The organism is Aggregatilinea sp. (assembly GCF_036822615.1).
Taxonomy (GTDB): domain Bacteria; phylum Chloroflexota; class Anaerolineae; order Aggregatilineales; family Aggregatilineaceae; genus Aggregatilinea.
On the sequence record NZ_DAISHJ010000022.1, the window covers coordinates 1 to 21,863 of the forward strand.

Consider the following 21,863-nt stretch of genomic DNA (forward strand, 5'->3'; position numbering starts at 1 on the left):
CGAGATGCGTGCGCTGTCATAGGGTCCGCGGATGATGAGTTGGGGATAGCCGCGCCATGTGCCCATATAGTCGATATCGACCGGGTACTGGTTCGCCCCTCCGAACCAGAAGTCGTCCGGTAGAACGACCGGCAGTACCAGTGCCGCCGACGTTTCGTTCGCTGCTGTGGCCGTCTTCAGCGCCGGGCTGTAAAACGACGGGTCCGGGCACATCAGGCTTAGCCCGACTTCGGCGGAGCGCAGATCGTCCGCATCTTCGATGGATAGGCTTTCTTCAAGCCAGCCTTTGATCTCCCGCACCTGACCATCCGGCAGCACCTTGCGATACGTAACTGCACCATGCTCAGGGTTGACCGCGCCAATGATTTGGCTGCGCAGGGTCCACAGCAGTTGATGAGTCATGGCATTGAGCGTGAGCACAATCGAGATAGATCGGGGTTGCATCCGATAATCCCGCACCGTGACGCCGTGCTGCTTGTAGCCCTGCGTGGTCTGGTACTCGACCGGGAGACTGCCCAGCCCGGTCACCTTCGCGCCGTAGTACGCCAGCGGGTAGACCTGTCCGTCTGCTGTGATGAGGTATTCGTTTTCGTTCACTGTCACCGTCACGTTTTGATGATCCACGGCATGAACGTGGTAGGCTGCATGTTGTTGTGGAAGTAGTTACTCCCGGCGTATCCCGTTTGGGCTTGCTGCACCGCCGTGCCGCCACTGGTCACACCATAGGGTCCGCTGGCGTTGCCCCAAAAGTTGCCCGCGCTGGCAGGGTGTGCGTGCGGCGGCAGTTCCTCAACGGTAAGCTGGTGAAGTTCTTCGCCCATACTGCCGCCAACCGCATCAGCCGCGCCATTCGTCACGCGGTTGGCGCTCACACCGCCCATGTTGTCAAGGCCAGCAATCGTCCGGCCTCTGAAGTCGGGCAGATTGAATGTTGTGCTGCCATCCCCTAAGCCGAATGTTGTGCCGATCGCGGCGAACAGATCAGGATATGACGTCCGGCTGACAGGTTGCCCGGCACACAGAAGCCAGCCGGTCGGCGGGGTTGTGACCGGATAGGGGATCATCGCGCCTACGGGCAGCGCAGAACCGACCGTGCCACCGCCGCTGCTCTGTGCTTGCCACACCGACCCCGTATCGACGTACAGAACGCCGCTGACCACTGCCAACCGCCCCATTTGGCCCGGAGTAGGCAGATCGTCGGTAGACAGGTATACAGGGACGGAAGCGGCCACCTCAGCGCGTTCCTGCCGGGCTGTGCGCTGTGTTTCCACTTTGATGCTGGATAGGTCACGGCGCATGTCAGCCCAGCGTTCATTGAAAAGCTCAACCAGCGTTTTGTTCATACCGCCCCCGCAGTTTGGGTGTCACCGTTTCGGTTTCGTCCGAGACGTCCACTGTGACGCCGGTGATGCGCATGTCCCGCTCGTTTTTCATCCAGCGGACTGTCACAACGTCACCAAGATCCCACACCACGCCGTACAGGTCTTCAGCCTGCGCCACGGTGCAGGAAAACTCGACTTTGGCCCGGTTTTTTGCCAGCGCCTCTTGAGCCTGCGTGATGTACTCAGTTGCATCGTCGGCTTGCCGGAGGTCTTCAACCGTCGCCGCGTAGCTGTAGGGTGTTTCCTGCGCGTTGGCGGCCATGCTGCCGTAAAACTCGCGGTTATCCCCTGCACCTTTGCCCATCAGGTAGACGACCGTCTTTTCCTCGCGCCAGTCGCGCAGTAGGCGCGGTTCAGCCAGGCGGCCCAGCTCCGGGGAGAGCACCACAAAGGGGCGCAGCGGATAGTTGGCCGCTTTCGTTTTGTCCTCGCCGATCTGCCGCGCCCGGAACAGCATGTTTACGCCGATGGTGCGGGTAATCTCGAAGTCCATCGCATCGCCCGCCGCCAGATCCGTGAGGATGCTCAACAAACCATCCCATGCGCGCCGGAATGGAATCGGATCACCCACGCCGCCGCTGTCCTCGACCGTCAAGCCGGGTACTTGCTGGCTTGGTGTGATGCCGTGCTGGAATGCTCCCGGCCCGGCCTGCTCGTGCACGAGCTGCGCCATGAGCACGTCACGTTTGAGCAGTTTGGTTGACCATCCCCCGGCCACGAGCGGGTCGTTTCGCACGTCCAGCACGCGCTGGAGCAGCAGAAATTCCAGGCTCACGCCAGAGACGATCAGCCAGTCCTGGCCGTCCTCGTCACGAAACTGATCGAGGACGGCCACCATAAACGTACCCTCACGCTGGCGCTCAGCCGGTGTACGGTGCCGGAACACTTCAAACCATGTGTGCTTACCCAGCAGCGCCGTCGCCGGGTCATTTAGCGCCAGCGTGAACTGTGCCGTGCTGACGTCGTTCAGCGTGCGCTCATAGCGCAGACTGGACGCCCGCGCCGTATCCAACGTGGCGACGACCGCGCCAAACGAGTCCAAGACATTGATGGTGTAGCTTGCTTGCATCACAGCACCCCCAGCGCCTGCAACTCGTACATCGATCGCTTCACGCCCGCCGCGTCCGTGCGCCCGGTAAACGTCTGGCTGATGTTCATGCCGCCCGAGTCGATGATGATCGGCTCGTAGCTGGGCGGCGACGGCGGCGCGTAGCTCATACGGTCGGCTATGGTTTCCATTGCATTCACCCAGCGCGCCGGGAACACTGTAAACGGACCGGCTGCCGATGCCAGGACTTCGCCCTGGTGCACCTTCGCCAGACCGCCGCCCGCGAAATACGCGCCGGTTTTCGAACTAGCCACATCACCAATCACCGGTGGATCACCGAGTTCGTCAATCTCTCCGATTTCAAGATCACCGCCCAGCGGGAGCCAGTTGTAGCCCCGGATGATTGTATTCATCGCTTTGATGATCCCATTCACAAGGCCGTAAAAACCGGCGATGAAGCCGTTCGCAACAAAGGACAGCGGCGCGAGCACCAAGGTGGAGAGCATTCCACCAACCGCGCTCAGGGCATCGAAGATCGCGCCTCCGGGTCCATTCGAGAAGAAGCTGGTAATATCCGTCTTGAAGTCATTCAGAAACTTCCGAACGCCCGACTCGTCAGATCCGAACGCTGATTCCCACACGCCGGTGATTGTGTCCAACGAGAACAGTTTCAGAATGCCGCCCAGCGTCCCTTCTTCCCCAAAGAATCCGCTGATAAACGTCTCAAAGTCGGTTATCTTGGCCTGGATACCGGCAGTCGGGTTGCCGAAGGTGTCTGTGAATAGCGTCGTGATACTGTCAAGCGTGAAGCCGTCAAAGTAGCCCGGCAGCGTGGTCGTGAAGAACGTCGAAACGTTCGTCCCAAACTCCGAGAGCTTGGTGTAAAGCGTTCCATCCGGCCACGCCCAAAAGGTAGTCCAGTTCGTCTCAAATGTGTCCAGTGAGGAGTACAGCGACCCATCCGGCCAGCCGAAAACGCCGTCGAGTTTGGTCGTGAGGTTATCCAGGCTGAACGCATCGAAGGTTGCGGGAATGTCTACCGTGAAGAAGTTGTTGACGTCCGTCACAAAGTTGGACACCTTCGTTTTGATCGAGTCCGGCCCGTCGCCGAAGACGTTCTCGAAGGTGTTTGTCAACTTCTGGAAGCCGGTCGTTTCCCCGATCTCCCCCATCGTGCTCTTGAGTGTGTCGATGTTGGCCTGGAAGTCTGACACCGTGCCGTCGCTGGTGGCGAAGTCAAAGCCTTCGCTGAAGCCGCCCGTGATGTCACCCCAAAGGGCGGAGACGTCTTCGTCGGTGACGCCCATAAACGACCCAACCGGATCGCTCTGCGTCAGGTCTTCCCACCCGCCACCGCCACCGGCAGCCGCTTCAGGAAGGTCAGCCGCGCCGCTCCCTTTTTTCTCCTTCGGTGCAGCTTCTTCCTTGACCGCCGCGACTTTTTCAACCGCTGCTGCGGTTTCTTCCGGTTTTTCCACCCGGCGCGATTGGATAGTGAGCAGTGCGCGTTCGACGGCCTGACGTGCCTTAGCCATCGACAGTTGGTACTGCGCCTCGCTGCTCATGTCCTCGTACAGCCCGATCTGGTCCGCGATAGCTTCATTCTGGCGGTCCAGCGAGCGCACCATTTCATCGGACGCTTCGCCTGCGAAAAACGCCTTCACCGTCTTGTCAAGCCGCTTCTGAATGGCGTCCTGCGCCTCCTTCAGCGGTTCGACAATCGCGTCCATCTTCGCTTTGGCAAGTTCCAAATTGTCGATGAACGGTTGCAGCGCCTTATCCAGCGCGGCTATACGATCCTGCACCTGCTGGTATGAGTACTTGCCGATGTCACCCAGCGCGGCGTCTACCTTCGCCGCCATGTCATCCACTGGCGTGAGCGGGACGCCGGTGAAGCCTTCCATCCAGGCTGCCATGACGTTGTAACCGCCCTCGTCAATGGTTTTCAGCGGCCCTTCCTTCGGCGGGCTGAAGCCCATCAGGAAGTCACGGATGAACTGCGCGATAGCGATGACGGTCGGGAAGATAAGCTGATTGGCCGCCGCCATGATGCCCTGCGCGAACGCTCCGAACACCGCGCCGCCTGCCTTCGCAAACGACGCCGGATCGAGCAGTTTTGCAATCGGCTCAACCACGGTGGATTTGATGATGTTCGCCACTGGCTTCAGGATGTTCCCGATCTGCCGGACGACCCACTGAAACGCCGTGCCCAGCGCCCTCACAACGCTGATCACCAGCGTCAGCCAGCGATGAATCAGATTGAGCACCGGCGCAAACACCGTGCCCAGCACGTCCGTCACCGTCTCCCACGCCGCCGTCAGCGGCCCGAAGATCGCGTTGCTCACCTCGTAGATGATCGGGAGCAGGATGTTCTGGATCGGGTAGATGACGACCGACAGCAGGGTTTGCCCAATCGCCAGCAGGAAGTTGAAGATCGGCTGGATCGACAGCGCCATGCGGTCGAGCAGGTTCGTGATCTGCGTCTGGATCTGCGCGATACGTTCCGATGCTTGCAGCGGGCCGTTGCCGTAGGTTTCGACTGCGCCCTGACCGGCTTCCAGCGTGGCGTTGAGAATGGCGATCTGCTTTTCGCTGGCCGTGAGCTGCTCAACTGATTTGCCCAACGACTTCGCCATTTTCTCGTTGGCCTCGCCTAGCTTGAGCACCAGCCCGGTATTGTCGATAAGCATGGGGCTGCTGCGCTTGACGCCGGATACGAGCGACTGGAACAGGAAATCGACGTCCTGACCGGTTGCGCGGGCCTGCGCGCGGGCGATGTTCATCAGCCCGGCCAAGCCGCCGCCCGGCCCTAACGCCTGTGCCACTTCCTGCGTTGCACCAGCCAGGGCAAGGTTGGCCGACTTCATGAGCGTCATATCTGCAACCGTGCCGCGTGACGCTGCACGGAGGTCGCCCAGCAGGGTCGCGCTGAGCATTCCCGCTTTGGCGCTGGTGATGTCAAACGCCTGGATGACGCCCGGCATGGCCGCGCCGCGCATTCCCAATGAAAAGAGCGCCGCGCCTGCGGCCACCGCTGCAACCGCCGCTGCACCGAGCAGCAGGGTTGTGCCGCTGACCGAAATACCCAGCGCGGACAGTCCTTCCACCGCGCCCACAGCACCGTTCCCCAGGCTTCCCAACCCGCCGACCGCCGCGCCCAGGCCAGACGGCATTGCGCCGACACTGCTCAAAAGTTGTGTCACGCTGCCGGTCAGCTTCTGCGTCGGGTCGAGCGCCTTCTTCAGCGCGTCGGCGTACTCGGACTTCGATTTGGCGCTGCGCGTGCTGGCCTTCTCGCTGGCCGCGTCCGATTGATTCATGCGCTGGCTGTCTTTGAGGTACTTTTCGACGTTGCCGCTCCACTTCGACAGGTCGAGTACCGCTGCCAGCCCGCTTTCAGGAAATGCGCCCATGTTTTGCGCTCCGGGGTTTGCGCGGCGTTCCTTTCGGCGTCCGCCTGCGCGACTTTGCTTTTTGATCCCGTTCCCACGCTTGCAGCGCTTCAATGCGCCAGCCAATTTCATGCTGCGCAACGACCGTGATGCGCTGGTCACGCGGGAGCGTCATAAACGTGTCGTAGTCAATGTTGAGGATGTTTTTGGCGGCCTGAGCATCCCTCCAGGCCGCCCCCGTGCGGACGCTCGTTTCAGCTTCGAGCGCCGGGTGTTTGAGGTCGTAGATCGGTTGGTTCTCGAAGGTGACGTTAAAGAAACGTCACACGCGAGCGCAGCTCGTCCTCCGAAATGTCATTCACATCGAAGGCTTTGTGCGCGGCCAGCGTGAGCGCGCCATAGTCAACCGCATCGGCCACAATGAACATGCGCAGCGTGAATTGCCAGTCGTCCAGCGCCTTCATGTCCTCGGGTACACTGCCGAACTCCTCAACCGCCGCGCGCTCCTCCGCGTACTTCGAGATCAGTTCCTGGCGCGCTTCCTCGGTTTCGTACCCCTCCACGCGCAGGCGAGCCTTGAAGATGTATTCGAGGAAGTGCTGCGCCCGTTCACCCTGCGCCTGCTGAAGCGCCTGCTCATAGGCTTTCTGCGCCTCTGCAAACTCAGGATCGTCACCCGGTGCGAGCACCTGATAGGTTGCGCCGGTGACGGTTTCGATCTTCTGTGTCGGCGGCTCCGGGTCCGGGTACAGTTCGATGGCTTTAGCGTTGATGGCCCGGACGACCTCCATCGACGGTCGTTTGATGATCAGGGTGTAGCCGCTGGACATCGGCACGGCGAGGCGATCACTGATGGTGAGGTCATCGCCCGTACTGCGCCGGGACTTTTGCATCTGGACTGGCTTTCCGTTTCGCTTCATGCTCTGCCTCTGTGCTGGTACGCTCACGCTGCTATATCAAATCGTGTGTTGTGCTATGTGGCTGGGTCGGGCTACTTTTCCTCGACCTTGACCACCAGATCCGCCGCGCTGTGGACGTTGCCCAGCAGCCACGCGTCATTGGGACCCAGCGCCAGCAGCGCATTGAACCCGCTGTTGGCCGGGACGGTGATCTGCTCGACGTTGGCATTGCTGCCCACGCCGCCGCAGAAGTCGCGCAGCAGCACCGAGTCGCCGCCCGCGTTGGTATGCAGGATGTAGAGCACCTGCCCCAAGAAACCGACGAACGCGATCTTGGTGGCCGCGCCCGCGCCGTTGCCCGGATAGGCCACCTGTTCCCAGGTGTCTACCGCGCCGTTTTCGCCGGAGCGCCACACAGAGCCGTTCGAGCAGGCGATGTAGATGTCATCGCTGCGATCAAAGCCAGCCGGAGCATCCGGCAGGGCGATGTCATTGACCGTGGCCGTGTTGAGCGCAGCAGGCAGGGTCAGCGCCGTGAGCTGCCCGCTCTGGTACTTCAGCAGCGCACCAGACGCACCGCCGACGAACCATTCGCCGATGTGCCGGGCCGAGATGCTGTTCAGCGCCGTGGCGAGGCCGGTCGTCAGCGTGGTCCAGGTCGTGCCGCTGTCACTGGACGTGATCAGCAGGCCCGCCGCGCCGCACGCGATGATGTTGGCCGCGTCCACCGCCAGCAGCGCATTGATCGCGCCCGCCGCCGTGTACGAGGACACCTTGACGCCCGCTTTGGTGTAGGTGTGGATGCCCGTGCCCGATGCGATGAGCAGATTGCTCCCGGCCACCGTGATCGCGGCGCAGTCCGCGGACAGGTCGGTCAGTTCGATCTCGCTGAAGCTCGCGCCGTCCTTCTTCACAACCACGAGGAAAGGCTTGTTGCCAACGGCGTCCGCCTCAGTCACGGCATATACCACCCCATCTTCATCGATCGCTGCCGCCGCGATCGCGCAGTCCTTTGCGTCATTCAGACCCGTCTGGAGCTTGACGCCAGCCAGCGGCTTGATGAGCATGTGCGCCGCCGCATTCAACGGCACCGTCAGGGTGACGTCATCGGTGGTCGGCTCATCGGCCACAAAGTCTCCGAAGTTGAAGCTCTCCAACGCGACGTCCTGCAAGATGTCGATGCGCTTGTAGTCCAGGAGGTCAGCCACGTGGCGTTCCGGATGACGGACATACAGCGTGAAACGCGCATCCTCGTCAAACCGTTCCATGTAGTTGGCCGCAGCCATCTTGCACTTCATTTCCGGTGCGATGGCTTCTGGCATCTCGCGCTTAACAGGGCGCGGCACGGGCCGGTTGGTGCGCGGGCTGATCATGTAGTTGCGCTGGATCGCGCCGAAGTTTTTGTTGAATCCGCCCAGCGCGGGCTTGATGCCCGTCGCCACGTCCAGAATCTGCCGGTTTCCGTGCCCGGTTCCGGCGTCCTGGATCTCGATCACGGCACTAACGCTGGAAAGAATCGTGTCGCCTGCCATGCTGATTTAGCCTCTCTGTCGTGCTGCCATACGACGAAATACGCTCTCGATTGAGCGTCGAAATTTCGGGTAGGTTCGCTTCTGGATGGTTTCGGAAAACAGCCGGGCTTTGATGCCCGGATGCATCACAACTTGAGGAAAGACCCACGGCCCGGAGGCGCTGCCGCTGCCCACGTGCGCCTGTGCTACAGGTGCAGTCCGGGCACTGTAGCCCATCTGGAATGCCAGCCGTTCGCGCTTGTTGCGGGCTTTAGGGGCGATAGGGTACGGCCCGTCCGTACCTCGGTCCACATAGCCGAAGATGGTTGATGCTTTCCGGCGTTTGCGTGGCCGGACTTCCACACGGATTTCCTGCGCTGAGACTTTGGGTTCGACGATAAAATCAGGCTGGTTTTCCCAGTCCGACACGATCCCCTCGAACTCAGTCTTCAGTTCCTGGCCGTGCGCTTCGGCGGCGGCTCGTAGCTCGCTCGCTACCTGCCGCATCTTCGTTGCTTCCTGACGCTGGTTCGACCGCAACCGGCGTCTCTGCGCGACTGGCATCCGCCTCCACCTTTCCGAGTACGCGGCCATGGACCCGGAGCAGCTCCGGTGCATCCTCCGGCGCGACCTGGAACGGCTCGTTGGGGCGTACCACGTAGCTCTGCAACGTGACCGGGCCAGTAAAGCCAACTTCGACCACCGGGCCGGTATAGACGAGTGTGATCATGTTCACCTCACTTGGTTAGGGCAGCACGCGCAGGCGGCCCATGCGTACCCGGCGATCCGGCGCGCCCGGCGTGGCTGGCGACTGGTCCATCAGCACGATCCGGCCCTTTTCCAGCGCCTCGATCCATGCCTCGAACTCGTCATTCCAGACCTCAATCCAGGCGGGCAGATCATCCCCGCCGCGCACGCTGGTCCAGCACAGCACCGCCGCTTTCTGTAGGATCTGGCGTTTGATCATGGCCTTATCCGTCTCACCCGTTGCCGGGATGATCGGATAGCCCTGCGCCTTGAGCACGCTGTTTACGCGCGCCTCCACGCCGTTGATGATGGCCGTGACCAGATCCGTATCAATGCCGATGAGCGCGATCTGCCGGACGTTCGTTACGTCATCTACCTGTGCGTAGTAGCCCATAGTGGCCTCTATGCCTTAGCTGCGCTTGCGCGACTTCTTAGCAGGTGCAGCGGTTTCGCTGCTGTCATCCGGCGCGCTGTCTGTCTCATCCAGCGCCTGCGCCGGTTCGTCTTCGACCGGTTCCTCGTCGGCCAGATCATCGGCGGATTCCTCCGGCTCAATGGACGGATCAAACTGAACGTCCGCCAGCGCCGCGTCCACTTCAACCAACATGGCCAGCATCGGATCGTCCTCTCCGATCTCGTCCAGGTCGTCCGAAATCTGGTTGCGGATCGCGTCGATCTGCTCCGGGGAGAGATATGGCGCGATAAGAGTGATCAGCGACGTCGGCACGAGCAGAGACACGTCTTGCTGGCCCGTCAATTCCAGCGGCGCGATCTTGGCGGCCACAGCCGCCGCCTGAGCCGCCATCGCCTCATAGCGCAGCATGGCCTCGTAGTCGGGATCGCGCCGGTACTGAATGCCCGCCAGATTGATCGGATCCACCCCAACCTGCACGGCCATGCGGTTCAGCGACGCTTCGAGGCTGTTGATTGCCAACTGCGTGTTGCGCGCAACCACCGTTTTCACTGCCATACGGTGTTACCTTTCTTGCTATAGGGGAGAGGTTTCCCCCTCCCCTCGCGGATCAGAAGCAAGTGGGCTTGGCCTACTCTTCGGGATCGTCCTGGCCCGGAACCAGGAAGTTGGCCGGGACTTCATAGACGTCATCCACGGCTGCACCGATGAGGTCCACGCGCGCACCGACGCGGTTGCGAACCGCAAACCCGCGCGTGCGCAGGCCGCGCTCAACCACATGGTTGCCGTCGTAGGTCGCAACTTCGGGCCGCAAGCCCTGAAGCTCGGCTTCAGGCTCGTCTCTCCAGCCCAGCACTTCCTCAGCGTTGTCCACTGGCACGCTGATGATGTACTTCGCGGTCAGCGCGCGCCATTCCTTGACGTACACGCCGCTGTCCTGAAGCAGACCAAGAGGCCGATCCCCGAACGGCACGTCCGGGAAGTCCGTCAGGACGTCCTGCGATGTGCTGTTGCGAACACGCCCGTTCATAGCAAACGGAATGAAGTCCGGCAGCGCCTGGACTGACTTCACGAGGCCGCGCGGGACAAAGCTGAGGATCTCGTTGCCCTGGTTGGCAGGGTGCTCCGTCAGGTCTTCAAAGATGTCTTCGAAGGGCGAGTGCGTGGCGTCGATGGCGTCTGCCTGAGCGTGGTAGTGGTTATCCACGTCCGTTTCACCGTCCGTGCGGTGGTAGCGGTCGGTATCGCCATTCGCCAACGGCTTGACAGTGATGTCACCGATCCCGCCGATCCCCTTGTCCTCGTAGACGTACTGGACGTTGTTGAGCAGCGCGCGGAACATCTGGCCGCGCTGCCACCGGCTGTCCGCCTGAAGCATGTTCAAGGTGAACTGGTTGGCATCGCCAACCGTCATCTTGGCGCGGCTCTTGCGGTTGTTACCCCACGCCAGACCCACGTCATACAGCGGGAAGCCAATCTGGTACTCGTCGAAACCGCGAACTGCCACAGGGCTGTCGTCCTCGCCCTGCAACATCTGCATCTCGACCAGTACCGGCAGACGGAACTTGATCTGCGGCCTCGTCGGGTCAATCGCCCGCGCCCAAAAACCCAGCATCCGGTTCAACTGCTCGGAGTGGATCTGTGCGGACTGCGTAACGGCGTCGGTGATCACCTGCCAGCCAATCGCCGTCACGCGCTTCGAGAATGCGTATTCCAGGTCGAAGAATCCTGGAGCGACACGAACGGTCATGTGCTTATCTCCTTGACCGAGTTAAACAGGATTATGTGTGCGGGTATGGTTGTCTCAGGTACAGCGCGGTTTACCCGGCAGCAGCTTCGATGGTGATCGGAAGATCGAAGATCTCGATCATCTTGGTGACCGAGTTACCCAGGTTGCCGAACTGGTGCAGCGGCACGATGCGCGCGATCAAAATGCCCGTCTGGTCGTTGGCCAGCTTGCCCGCATTGGCGCTCAGGGCGATAAGCTGGGTGAGCGTCAGCGTGCCGAGGTCGCTGATGAACGCAAAGCCACGGAACGCCACGCCCATGTAGCCTTTTTTCGTATCCTTCGTCAGAAGGCCCGCGAACAGGTGGGCGGCGTCCGTGCTTGCCATCTTCTCGAACTTGCCGGTATCCGCGTTGAACTTCACTGGCGTGCCTTTGGTCATGTCCGCGGCCACCGGCGCGCTGAGCATCTTGGGCGGAAGCTGCGCATTGTCGAAGATCGGGTTGAACGTGCTGATCGTCAGATCTGCCATGTTGTTTTACCTCTCGCTCTTGGAGCGGACTGCGCGAGTGAACCTCGCTCTTTACATGTGAGCCGTGTACGCGGCGGCCTCGGTCTTCTTGTCGCTGTTCACGTCTGGACGCTGCTGGGGCTGCGCGCCCGCGTTCGACGGCACGCCCGGATGCTTCGCCCGGAACCAGTCGCGGCGCGCTTTCACGCATTCCTCAACAATGGCCTTCGCCGCGTCCCGGTTGATGGCTGCCGTGTTCAGCGTCCCGTTCTCGAACAGAGACTGGTCGGCAACGAGGATCGCGGCCACCTGGTCGGCCTGATTGTTCAGCGCCCAGGTGTACACGTCTTCCGGGTAGCGGGCATCGCTGGCCGCCTCAAGGATCACCGTGCGTCGGATGTACTGCTGAAGCTGCTGCTCCGCAGTCGTCGCACGGGTTTCCATAGCGGTAGCGCGTGTTTCGGCCTGTTCGCGGGCCGTCTGAGCGGCCTGAAGGTCTTCCGCAACACGTTCCTCAGCGCTCAGTTGGGAGCGGCGCTGCTCGCGTGCAAAGTCGATCAGGGTGCGCAGTTCGGTCCGGGCCTGCACCAGACCTTCAGGAGTTTCGACGCCCTCAAAGCCCATCTCCGTCAGGAGTTCGCGCGTACCGGCGCGACGCTCCTGGGCGATGCGCTCGTTGAACGTCTCGCGGGGCATGGTCACGGCGTTGGCGTCCTGCTGATTCTGCTGCTGGCCGCCCTGCTGAGTGTTTCCCGCGTTGCCCTGCTGGTTGGCATTCTGGCCCGTATTGGCCGTGTTGGTTCCGCCGTTGTTCTGCTGCTGACCATCACCGCTGTTCTGGCCGGTCGCAGTGCCACCGGAATTGTTATTGGTCGCAGATCCCCCCGACCCAGCACCGGTATCCGGCGCAAAGTCGAAGACAGGACGGAACGAGGAACGCAGCGTGTCGAGTGATACGAACATGAGACAAAACCTCCGCTATGCTTATCGAGCAGACTTCCATCGCTGCTCGTAGATGACAGGTGAATGGGGTTAGGCGGCGTCTTCGCCGCGATAGAACACCGTGCGCTTTATCACGTCGATGACCAAGAAGGCCCGATCAATCCACTTATAGCGATCCATCAGTTCCAGGTCCTCGTAGCGCGTCCCGATGATGGTTAACCAAGCGTCGGCCACGTCAGCCGACAGGGTCACGGTGCCGTCTTCGTTGATAGTGCACGTCTTGCTTTTCAGAATCCCCTCGATGTGATCCCGCCACATCTCGAACAGGAGGGGAGCAAGATCGTCATCCAGCCGGTCCGGGATTACGCCTAGTTCGCGCTCAACCCATGCCCGCGTCTCCGGGTGTAGCTTGATACGGTAGCGGTTCTGCTCATACCATGATGCAGTGTCTGGTTTACCCAGCGCCCGGCCTGCACCCTTCCAGTCGGCCAGCATCTCGCGCCGGTACTTCTCCGGCATGGGGAGCAGAACTTCGTCACCGGAGTCTTTGATCAGAACCCAATACTGCCAGTGATGCGGATTGGCCTTCTCGTGATGGTTCCAGGCCGTGTCAAACGTAGCATCCGGCTTGTACTGGCTGCTGCCATCCTTCGCGTAGAAGGTGCGCGTGTAGGGAAACCACTCGCGCGGCAGAAACTTCGTCCAGTCGTGCAACAGAAGCTGCACCAGCGGCACGAGGCCATACCCCGCTTGGAAGACAAAAAACTTGTGTCGCAAGACGTATCGCAAATACTGCCAGTGCGCTTTCATGCAGCTCGCTTTCTCGGCGTTTTTCCGCCTACCCACAGTTTGCCCGGGTCGATCCCTGTGGCGGTTCCAGGCATGATCCGCCATGTGTGCGTGCAGCCGAAATGGATCGGCGTTGGATACTCTTGCATCACCTGTTTGGTGACGGCTCCCATGCCATAAAGCCGGATGCAGATCACGCAGACAGGCGGCGGGCCAACGAACGTGTAGAGCGCCACCAGCCCTTCGTTCTCACCCAGGAATCGCGCCTGTGCGAACCCGAAGGTGGTCATTTCCGTCTGGTTGGCGATCTGCCGGGACTTCCACACTTCCCGCTTGGCATTCCACTCGTCAATGCCCTTGCGGTAGTAGTAGCGGTTGCCTCGATGGTTTGCTTCGTACAGCCGCCCGATCTCTTTCTCAACGTCTTTACGCCACGTCTTAGCGATGCTGTCAGCATCGAGGCGGCTCATGGACTTGAGCCACTGCGCGTCACGCCCGGAGGGTTCAGGGATTGCGCCCGTGTAGCCACACGCTTTTGCGTTTTCCGCGATGGCCGTCTTCCACGCCTGCACTCGCTGTTTGTAGAGGCTGTCGGCCAGGGCATTGATCTCCTCATCCCGCATACGGAAGATGTTGCCCAACCGCCGTTGCAGGCCGGTTTTAAGCTCAGTTTGTGATCTGCTGCCCATGCCGCGCCTGCCTTAGTCCGACGCGGTTTCTTCAGCCTCGTCCAGCAGGCGTTCCCATTCCGAGTCGGGGATGCTGTCCAGTTCTGCAAACGCCCGGTTCAGCGCGCTCCGGCCATGCGCCTTAACGACCTTCTGTGTTTGGCGCATGTTCGCGCCCTGCTCGCCGGGTGCGCGCTTGAGGTTGTGACGATCCGGCGTGGATGCTTCAACCAGGATGCCCAGCGTTTGAAGCTGGACCCGGACAGGCAGGTTGGACTGGCTCACAATCTCAGCGGCCATCACCAATTCAGCCGCGCTATAGGCAGGTACATGGTCGTGTTTGGAGCGCTTCTTCTTAGCCAACTGCGGCCTCCTGAGCCTCGTTTACGTCCTCGTCCTGCTCGTCTTCGTCTTCGTCGCCGCGTGGCTGTTGGCCGCTCTTGAGCAGCGCCAGCATATTGGCAACGCCGCCCGCCGTTTCACGCGCTTGGTTCTCACGTTCGGCTTCCGCCTTTGCAATCTCAGCTTCAGAGATGCCAAGTTCCTGCCAGATCCAGCGCGGCGGCGCATCGGTCGTGCTGAGCAATTCCAAGCGTTCTTTCTTGCTCAGGTCGTCCAGGACGATCTCGCGCGGTTTGATCTGGAAGTCCAGATTGCCCTTGTCGTAGTCGTCCAGGCCGAAATGTTCATAGCCAGGATAGTGGCCCAAACCGCCGATGCTGATTGCCATTTGGAAGGCCCGGAGAAGCGGCGCATCCATGTTGCTGTTGAACTCGGTCAGCCGGTCGAGCGCCGGGCCAAGCACCGTCCGCACAGCGGGTGAACTGTTAAGCTGGTAATCTGCAAGCCGGTAGAACATCAGCTCCGGGCAGTCGTTTTCAATTTCCTGCAACATGCCCTTGACGGCTTCCAGCGCGCCGTTGAAATCCACGTTCCCGATCATCGGGTGCGGCTGCGACCCTTCCGGCCCGTACATGATCGGAACCGTGCTGCGTTCCTCATGGCGTTCCTTGTCGCTCAGTTCCTCCACGTCGCCGGTATCTTCATCCACGGCGACGTCAGCGACGTGCAGATCCTCCGGCCCGTCTGCTCCGGCCAGATACCACATGAGGTCCACCGCCTGACGCATGTGATCGTGTGTCAGCGAGGCAAGGTCGTTGAGGTAGTCAATCTTGCGCAGCGCGCCGCCGTGACACGTCACCGCGCCCCAGGGCCGCCCGATATCCGCCGCCTGTGCCAAAGCAATAGGCACGAAACCGTATGGGTTATCCCACTGCGCGATCGCGTTTCCATCCCCGTCTTTCTGCCAGCCGAACAACTCTGCTTGTTCGTTTTTCACCCGGTACGTGGCAACTTCGCCGTCTTTCCACACTTCCCGATAGATGCACAGATCCGGGCGCAGCGGGTCGGTACTGTTCCCAAGCGGGTCAACGCGCTCGTATTCGATCACGGCGCTCTTGGCGTACCCTACGGCGTCAATGTCAGCATCCACCAGCACGCCAGGGTGCAGCACTTCGAGGCGCACCTGCTGTTTGTGCGGGACGTCCACAACTTTGAGTATTCCGTCACCGTACCGGGCCGACTGCCGCGCATAGCGCATCTTGAGCTGGCCGAAGTTGCTATCCTTCCAGAGCTGGCGGATCGCGCCTTCGGTGTAGGTATCCAGGCCCAGCAGCGGGACGGCGCCACTGCTCAGGTCTTCCCAATCCAGCGCGCCGCCGTAGCACTTGGCCGCTGTAATCGCAACCAGCCGGAAGAACGGGTTGTAGATCCCGCGCGTGTACTTGTAGAGGTCATCCGTCGTGACGTGCTCCCGCGCATAGGCTTCAAGCTGCGTGAACACATCGTTGAAGTAGTAGAGGTCGTAGTGGAAGTAGCGCCACAGGCGCGACGGCCAGGAATCCCACCCCGGCATCATCACCGGCGATACAGACGCCCCAGCGACCGGATGCAGGTTTTCACGCCTATACGTCGCTATAGCACTACGTATGCCTGTGCGGAATCCTGTCGAAACTGACATGCTTACCAACCTCACCCAATCGAGCATGATCACGTCCCTGGCCGTCTTCGCGTAACAGATCCGGCTTTCGTCTTCGTCCGCTTTGCCAACTTATTGAACGCCCCGGATGCGGAGTCCAGCTGGTCCCAGTATTTGTTGTTCGGCACAGCGGTAATCTCGTCCAGCCATACCGTGTTCCAGAGGCCGCGCACGAGCTTGACCATCTTCGCCTCGCTGTAGGCCGCAAACGGTTCAGCCCGCACCAGCTTATCGCCAGACGGTTTGTCCTTTCGGATGACAAACCCGCGTAGGTTTCGGACTGTGGCGTCAGCGCTTTCCTTGCCGCCGCTGCCCGGTTCTTCCTCAACGTAAATCTGCACGGCGGCTTTGCTGCCGTACTTCAGCGCGTCCAATTCGGCGGTTTCCTTGATGGTCTTCTCGCGTTCGAGCGCCGACCACTGACCACGCACCACGTCTTCGATGTAGATCGTTTCGTCCGGCGACAGGCTCATCAGCGTGCCGGTGGTGTATGCGCCGCCGTCTTCTGTTCCGGCCTTGTCCCAATAGCGGACGCGCTTGGCTGCCCGCTTTGGCGACGCTCCTACCACGTCGAACCATGCCCGCTTGAACTTGTTGCCCTCTGGCGCACGCGGCACGCCCTGGTATTCCGCATTCCAGGCGACCGTCCCGACGTCCCGTTTGATCTTTAGCAGCGCTTCGCGGCTGAACCGGCGCGGGCACAGCGCCTCGCCCGGTTTGCGTCCGAGCGGATCGGGTAAACCAGCAGGCAACCCGAGAATCCGGTTACTTTCGTCGCGTTCTTCCTGCGTTTCGGCCAATGCCGGGAGGCGCAGGATCGTCCACTCGTCGCCCTGCTCCTGGAGCAGCCGCCCGGCCAAATCGTCCTCGTGCCAGCGCGTCATGATCAGGACGATAGAGCCGCCTTCCCATACGCGGGTACGGAAGGTTCCGCGCCACCATTCCCACACCGACTGACGGATGGTTGGTGACTGCGCGGCTTGCCATGTAGCAAACGGGTCGTCGATAATGCCCAGCAGACCGCCGCGCCCGGTAATCGGGCCGCCCACGCCTGCGGACAGCATGTAACCGAGGTTGTCATCATCCAGCCGCCATAGCTTTGTGGACCGGCTGGTTTTCCGCACTTCTATATCAGGGAATACGTGTTTGTATTCCTCTGACATCACCACGTCACGCGCTTGGCCGCCGTGAAACTCAGCCAGATCCGCGCCGTAGGAGGTCATCAGCACGGGATCGTTTGGTCGCTTACCCAGCCAGTACGCCGGGAGGCGAACCGAGGTCAACTCGGATTTACCGTGCTGTGGCGGGGCGAAGATCATCAACTTTTTGATCTCGCCCGAAACTACCCTGTCCAGCGTCGCGGCGATCAGCTCATGCGCCGGATCGACTACGTAACGCGGATAGGTGTAGGTGGTGAAATGAATCAGCTTGCGGCGGGCAAGCTCAACCTGAACCCCGTCGAGAAGTTCAGTCTTTGAGACCTCTTGCAAACGCCTCAAGCTGTTCGGTGCTGAGGTTGCTGAGGCCACTGAAGTCATTCCCGCTCCCGACGCTCTTTACCTCACCGCTCACTTCCGTGGCGCTGTCTGGCATCCCCGCCGCAAGCCGTTGGAGCTTGCTGGCAGCTTCTGCCGCTTTAACAAGGAATTGACCATCCAGGGCCATGGTGATGATCTCGCGGTCCGGTACGCCCTTCTCAGGATCACCCTTAATGAAGCGGCGCTTCGTTTTGATGAAGTTCACCCCCTCACGCAGCATGGTATCAACCAGATCGCGCAGGTCTGTTCCGGTTTCCCAATCCTGCTCACGGATCTTGAGCTGGCGTTCCCGCCACAGCGCATCTTCCGCTTCCTGCTGCGCCTTGTCCCATGCCTCTACCCTGCGCTGCCAGTCCCATTTGACTGACCACGTTTTGAGGGTTTGCAGACGTTTAGTCGGCGGTTCCACAGGATCGGAAAGCGGTAGCGCTTCGGCAGCGCTTTGGTAACGCTTTTGCAGCTTCGTGAGGGAGCGCCCGGCCCCCATCTGGCAGTAGTCGAGAAAGGCTCGATACACCTTCCCAGGCTCGTCATCGAGCTTTTCCCAGATTCCGCCTACCTCATCTTCAACAATTTCATCAGCCCTATCTGTCATGAGTTCTCGCTTCTTCAATCCATCTCATCAAGCGGGCTGCGTCGGCGGGATCACGGTTCGTATGAACCGTGATCTCAGGAAATGCTTTTTGAATCTGGCGATACTTTGTTTTCCGTCCGCGAAGCCACGATTCCGATTGCTTGTCATTACGATCCACGTGCCGGGCAGACAAGGTTGATTCATCAACGGTCAGAAGAACTAGAACGGCATGAGGATCAATATCAAGCGCAAGCCGAAGGAACTTTGGGTTAAACAGCCGGTCACCCTCGAACAGAACAGTCCAACCCGCGTAATCAGAACGATTGTTCAGTGCTTTGATAAACAGTTCGGCACTGGGCTGCACATTCATTGCCAGCTTGTCTGTACCGCTGAATGGCGAACCGTCATAGACCCCTAAAACGAACATCCGCGAGGCATCATATCGAATGCCCCGCAGAGTACGTCCAAATGCAAATTGCTTCCCAGGACCCAGCGTCCTCATGATGGACCACACGAGGTGAGATTTTCCTGTTGCTGGCTCCCCACCTATCCCAACAATTCGTATCACTGCTCGCTCCGGTCATAGCCAATCATGGCCTTCAGTTCATCAACCGAAGCGACTCGATAGCCAGTCTCAACGTAAGGCCGGTTATAGAGGTAAATCAGATCTCCGCTATCATCAGACTCAGCAGGAACCAGAACGCCGCCAAAATAGCGAGCGGGTGACTGCCAAGACTTTGGGTTATTCCAGAGTGCGCGCATAAAGTCATATATGGTGTGGTATGCAAACTTTGCGCGCGTGAAGGTCGATCCCTGGTTGTAGCCGATGGCACGCCCAAGAGGAACGTTCTTTAACCCTTCAGCGTCATCTGAAATATCACTCCATCGAACAAACCCGTTCCGACGTGCGATCTGAATTGCCTCTGAAAACTGACCGCGAAAGTAGTTCCCAACAGGATCGGCGCTGGGTCGAATGCCACAGCAGCAGCACGCCTCAGACTTTTCTTTGTGATGGGCATCGCTGATGTAGACCGGAATACCATGCTTGGCCGATAGGTTCATCATGCGATCATAGTGAGGTCGCTTCAGATCGTAGTTCAGCCGAAAGAGACCGCTTCCGCTATAGGAGTTTTTGAGATAGAACGGGAACAGATCAATACCGATTACGTTAGAAATGCGACGGTAACGTTCGTGAAGATTTTCCGTCGCGCGCTTCTCAATGCAGAGGAACTCCGTTGAGATGCTGTCCACTCCGGCATCCGCTGCCATCTGGAATAGCTCATCAAGCGTTCGATCGGATGCTCCAAGGATGAATGGCCGGAGTCGGAAAGTCGTCTGAGCAATGCCCAGCTCTTTAATCCGGCGCAGCGCCTCAACACGTTCCTTTGGCGAGGGTGTTCCTGGCTCCAACTTGGCTGCCTGAGCAGGATCGGCGGTGATGATGCTGATCTTCCAGTGGATGTTCTTTCGGCCCTGGAACTGCTCGACGTAGGCCGGATCGTCAAGATACCATGTACCCTTTGTGCTGACAGAGATTGGGTAATTAATCTCGTTGAAAAACGTCAGCAGTTCCAGGCTCTTGCGGAATCGGCGCTCATACCAGTCAAAGCCATCTGACAGGCCGCCCCATTGCAGAGTGTGCCGATTGGCGATGTACCAATTGAACTGATGATTGGGCAGCTCCAGCCGAAATAAGCGTTTTACCTTCTCAACGTTCACAGCCTTCACTTTGTGGTGAAGGTAGTCGTTAGCTGTGTCACCAACCGCACGTTGGAAGAAACTGAAGCAGTACAGGCACTGATGAGCACAGTTCGAGTAGGTATCGAACGTCAGCGGCATAGAGCAGTCTGGAAGCTCGTATGTCCAACGCGGGCTTTCATAATAGCCTTCTTCAAGGTCCATTATTCCACCCCAACCGTCAACAGATCCGCCCACAGATGTAGATAATCTGTGCCTTTGATCTGTGCCATGTGAAAATCTTCCGAGTCGCTTAACACGCGATTTCCAAGCGTCAAGAGACGCAAGGCTTTCACGAAACTTTCCCGGTCTGGACAAGCTACATAGATCAGGTAACTACCGCTTTCTTTCGCTTGCCCAGCCCCTTCAAGTTCGGAGGCGTCAAACGGTTCCTGTTCGAACTCGTACTGCTCCATGACGGTTAAATGAAGAAGCGTTTCAAGATCATCATCATCAACTGTGACGACCTCAACGTCTTCTTCCTTGATGCGTTCGAGCAGCGCAAGGTATCGGCAGTCGTCCACAATCTAGCCGTCTCAACCGCCGTGAATCCCGCTCCGGCGATTGTCAGGTTGTTATGGTCAACGCCAAAGGCTTCCGCCGCTGCTTGGCTGGCCGCGTCCGCGCCGAAGATCATCGGCACGCACCATACGCCCGTCTCATCCAGGCCCACGCCTACCGGCGTTTCCTCGCCCGTGTCTCGAAGATAGGCCAACGCTTCAAGCCGCCCATTGCCAGCAGGAATCGCGCCCAGCGTGCCATCGTAGATGGATGGATCGCGGAACCCGTGCTGCTTAATCGACTGTGCCAGCGCAGGGATGTCGTGACGCTTGGGATTGCCCGGCCAGCGCATGTCCAGCGCATCATCCAGGCGCACATAGTTCAGATTGAGTAGATCGCCCTGTGGGATTTGTACCGTGTCCACCACTAACCTCCACGAACGGAAAGCGTCCGAAGACGCGCAGCGCCTACACGCAACGCGGGTCCGTTCTCCATTCGCAACACGGTGTTGAAAGGTGGAATTGGTGACCAGGATCTTGGAAGGAGGGAGCCAAGATCCTGATCACCTACCGTGAGGGGGAGGGGAGTTGCTGCACCAGATCCGGCGAGTCGGTGCAGCTCGATTGTTGGCGATTCACCCGCGTGGTTGGTTGTCCAGTCCACAACCCCGTACTGCTCAGGGACCGGACGAAAAACAAAAAAACACCCCGCACTGCGCGTGCACGTTCTCTTATACGCGGATCAATGCGTATAGAGAACAGTATGACAGCCAACAGCGTGTTAGCGGTTATTGGTCTGTCGGTGCACTTGCAGTACGGGGTGTGTACTAACTGTGATCCTACTTTATGCCTTTGGGTTTGTCAAAGGGCATAGTATCGGATTTTAATCGCCAAATGTCAGCAGGTATGGGCGGCGGCTCTTTCAAGCCATATCCCAACGGCTCGATATCATCAGGATCGACCAGTCGAAGCTCCCAACAATCCTGCATCTCAGCAGGGACGCCCTTCTTGGGGAATTTCAGGCGGACGTAACGGTGGACGAGCACCCACACGCGCCCGTTCCGGGACAGGCCCAACAAGCGGCCTTTGACGTTTTCATGGCAGTACCGCGTACTACCATCCGTTTCGCTGATCTCGGTCCAGTGACGTTCCACAACAACCACACCGCCCTGCCGGAACCAGTCATTTTCCAGCATCGGCGCGAGTTGTTTCCGCCGCTCCCGAACCGCTGGCATATCCCGCCCTGTGCGCGTCTGCCAGCCCGCTGGCGTGCGCGTGAAGTGCAGGCGGATCGGTTCATCGCGCAACCGCTCTTGCTGCGGCGCGCGGCTTTCGGAGTCCTGGCCGGAATTGGTAATTGATGTAATGGTCATTGTCCTGCCTCAGTTGCGGCGATCAGGAGTCAAGCCCTGGCGCAATAATGCCCGCGCACGATCACGCCGGGCTTCT

The 21,863-nt window shown here is 59.8% G+C and carries 23 protein-coding genes; all 23 read right to left on the reverse strand.

Annotated elements, in window-relative coordinates; translation table 11 throughout:
• Positions 1-609: phage tail domain-containing protein (locus V7116_RS09180; protein WP_324391611.1), on the reverse strand; the 609-nt coding region annotated here is incomplete at its 3' end.
• Positions 606-1,232, reverse strand: a complete 627-nt coding sequence (locus tag V7116_RS09185) for a phage tail protein (RefSeq protein ID WP_324391612.1) — start codon at positions 1,230-1,232, stop codon at positions 606-608. The genes V7116_RS09180 and V7116_RS09185, both read right to left, overlap by 4 nt.
• Positions 1,233-1,323: 91 nt before the next feature.
• The gene (locus tag V7116_RS09190) at positions 1,324-2,451 is read right to left on the reverse strand and encodes a Gp37-like protein (protein ID WP_324391613.1); all 1,128 of its coding nucleotides are present in this window, start codon (positions 2,449-2,451) and stop codon (positions 1,324-1,326) included.
• The gene (locus V7116_RS09195) at positions 2,451-5,843 is read right to left on the reverse strand and encodes a hypothetical protein (protein WP_324391614.1); all 3,393 of its coding nucleotides are present in this window, start codon (positions 5,841-5,843) and stop codon (positions 2,451-2,453) included. Before V7116_RS09195 ends, V7116_RS09190 begins: the two co-directional genes overlap by 1 nt.
• 290 nt (positions 5,844-6,133) lie before the next feature.
• Positions 6,134-6,715 (reverse strand): hypothetical protein, encoded by a 582-nt coding sequence (locus tag V7116_RS09200; RefSeq protein ID WP_324391615.1) that lies wholly within the window; start codon positions 6,713-6,715, stop codon positions 6,134-6,136.
• Between the two features lie 98 nt (positions 6,716-6,813).
• Positions 6,814-8,253 carry a hypothetical protein gene (locus tag V7116_RS09205; protein WP_324391616.1) on the reverse strand — a complete coding sequence of 480 codons (1,440 nt, stop codon included), beginning with the start codon at positions 8,251-8,253 and terminating at the stop codon, positions 6,814-6,816.
• A 6-nt stretch (positions 8,254-8,259) separates the two neighbouring features.
• On the reverse strand, positions 8,260-8,796 hold the full coding sequence (locus V7116_RS09210; protein ID WP_324391617.1) for a hypothetical protein: 537 nt from the start codon (positions 8,794-8,796) through the stop codon (positions 8,260-8,262).
• A 181-nt stretch (positions 8,797-8,977) separates the two neighbouring features.
• A complete protein-coding gene (locus V7116_RS09215; protein ID WP_324391618.1) occupies positions 8,978-9,373 on the reverse strand; it encodes a hypothetical protein in 396 nt (131 codons plus the stop codon).
• A 15-nt stretch (positions 9,374-9,388) separates the two neighbouring features.
• Positions 9,389-9,949 carry a hypothetical protein gene (locus V7116_RS09220; RefSeq protein ID WP_324391619.1) on the reverse strand — a complete coding sequence of 187 codons (561 nt, stop codon included), beginning with the start codon at positions 9,947-9,949 and terminating at the stop codon, positions 9,389-9,391.
• Between the two features lie 73 nt (positions 9,950-10,022).
• Positions 10,023-11,141, reverse strand: a complete 1,119-nt coding sequence (locus tag V7116_RS09225) for a hypothetical protein (RefSeq protein WP_324391620.1) — start codon at positions 11,139-11,141, stop codon at positions 10,023-10,025.
• Between the two features lie 70 nt (positions 11,142-11,211).
• On the reverse strand, positions 11,212-11,649 hold the full coding sequence (locus V7116_RS09230) for a hypothetical protein (RefSeq protein WP_324391621.1): 438 nt from the start codon (positions 11,647-11,649) through the stop codon (positions 11,212-11,214).
• Between the two features lie 51 nt (positions 11,650-11,700).
• The gene (locus tag V7116_RS09235; protein WP_324391622.1) at positions 11,701-12,591 is read right to left on the reverse strand and encodes a hypothetical protein; all 891 of its coding nucleotides are present in this window, start codon (positions 12,589-12,591) and stop codon (positions 11,701-11,703) included.
• Between the two features lie 69 nt (positions 12,592-12,660).
• Entirely contained in the window at positions 12,661-13,464 is an 804-nt protein-coding gene (locus tag V7116_RS09240) for a DUF5662 family protein (RefSeq protein ID WP_324391623.1), read from the reverse strand.
• Positions 13,377-14,048, reverse strand: a complete 672-nt coding sequence (locus V7116_RS09245) for a hypothetical protein (protein ID WP_324391624.1) — start codon at positions 14,046-14,048, stop codon at positions 13,377-13,379. Before V7116_RS09245 ends, V7116_RS09240 begins: the two co-directional genes overlap by 88 nt.
• A 12-nt stretch (positions 14,049-14,060) precedes the next feature.
• Positions 14,061-14,390: a hypothetical protein gene (locus V7116_RS09250; RefSeq protein WP_324391625.1), complete on the reverse strand. Its 330-nt coding sequence runs from the start codon at positions 14,388-14,390 to the stop codon at positions 14,061-14,063.
• Positions 14,383-15,945: a hypothetical protein gene (locus V7116_RS09255; protein ID WP_324391626.1), complete on the reverse strand. Its 1,563-nt coding sequence runs from the start codon at positions 15,943-15,945 to the stop codon at positions 14,383-14,385. The genes V7116_RS09250 and V7116_RS09255 overlap by 8 nt, the downstream gene beginning before the upstream one ends.
• Before the next feature lie 131 nt (positions 15,946-16,076).
• On the reverse strand, positions 16,077-17,555 hold the full coding sequence (terL, locus tag V7116_RS09260; RefSeq protein ID WP_324391627.1) for a phage terminase large subunit: 1,479 nt from the start codon (positions 17,553-17,555) through the stop codon (positions 16,077-16,079).
• Positions 17,533-18,216, reverse strand: coding sequence for a hypothetical protein (locus V7116_RS09265; RefSeq protein ID WP_324391628.1), 684 nt, complete (start codon positions 18,214-18,216; stop codon positions 17,533-17,535). The genes terL and V7116_RS09265 overlap by 23 nt, the downstream gene beginning before the upstream one ends.
• Complete coding sequence (locus tag V7116_RS09270) at positions 18,188-18,691, reverse strand: P-loop-containing protein (protein WP_324391629.1); 504 nt, start codon at positions 18,689-18,691, stop codon at positions 18,188-18,190. The genes V7116_RS09265 and V7116_RS09270 overlap by 29 nt, the downstream gene beginning before the upstream one ends.
• Positions 18,692-18,741: 50 nt before the next feature.
• Positions 18,742-20,079 carry an SPL family radical SAM protein gene (locus V7116_RS09275; RefSeq protein ID WP_324391630.1) on the reverse strand — a complete coding sequence of 446 codons (1,338 nt, stop codon included), beginning with the start codon at positions 20,077-20,079 and terminating at the stop codon, positions 18,742-18,744.
• Entirely contained in the window at positions 20,079-20,438 is a 360-nt protein-coding gene (locus V7116_RS09280; RefSeq protein ID WP_324391631.1) for a hypothetical protein, read from the reverse strand. Before V7116_RS09280 ends, V7116_RS09275 begins: the two co-directional genes overlap by 1 nt.
• Complete coding sequence (locus V7116_RS09285) at positions 20,336-20,839, reverse strand: hypothetical protein (protein WP_324391632.1); 504 nt, start codon at positions 20,837-20,839, stop codon at positions 20,336-20,338. Before V7116_RS09285 ends, V7116_RS09280 begins: the two co-directional genes overlap by 103 nt.
• Before the next feature lie 414 nt (positions 20,840-21,253).
• Positions 21,254-21,787, reverse strand: coding sequence for a hypothetical protein (locus V7116_RS09290; RefSeq protein WP_324391633.1), 534 nt, complete (start codon positions 21,785-21,787; stop codon positions 21,254-21,256).
• Positions 21,788-21,863: the final 76 nt, after the last annotated feature.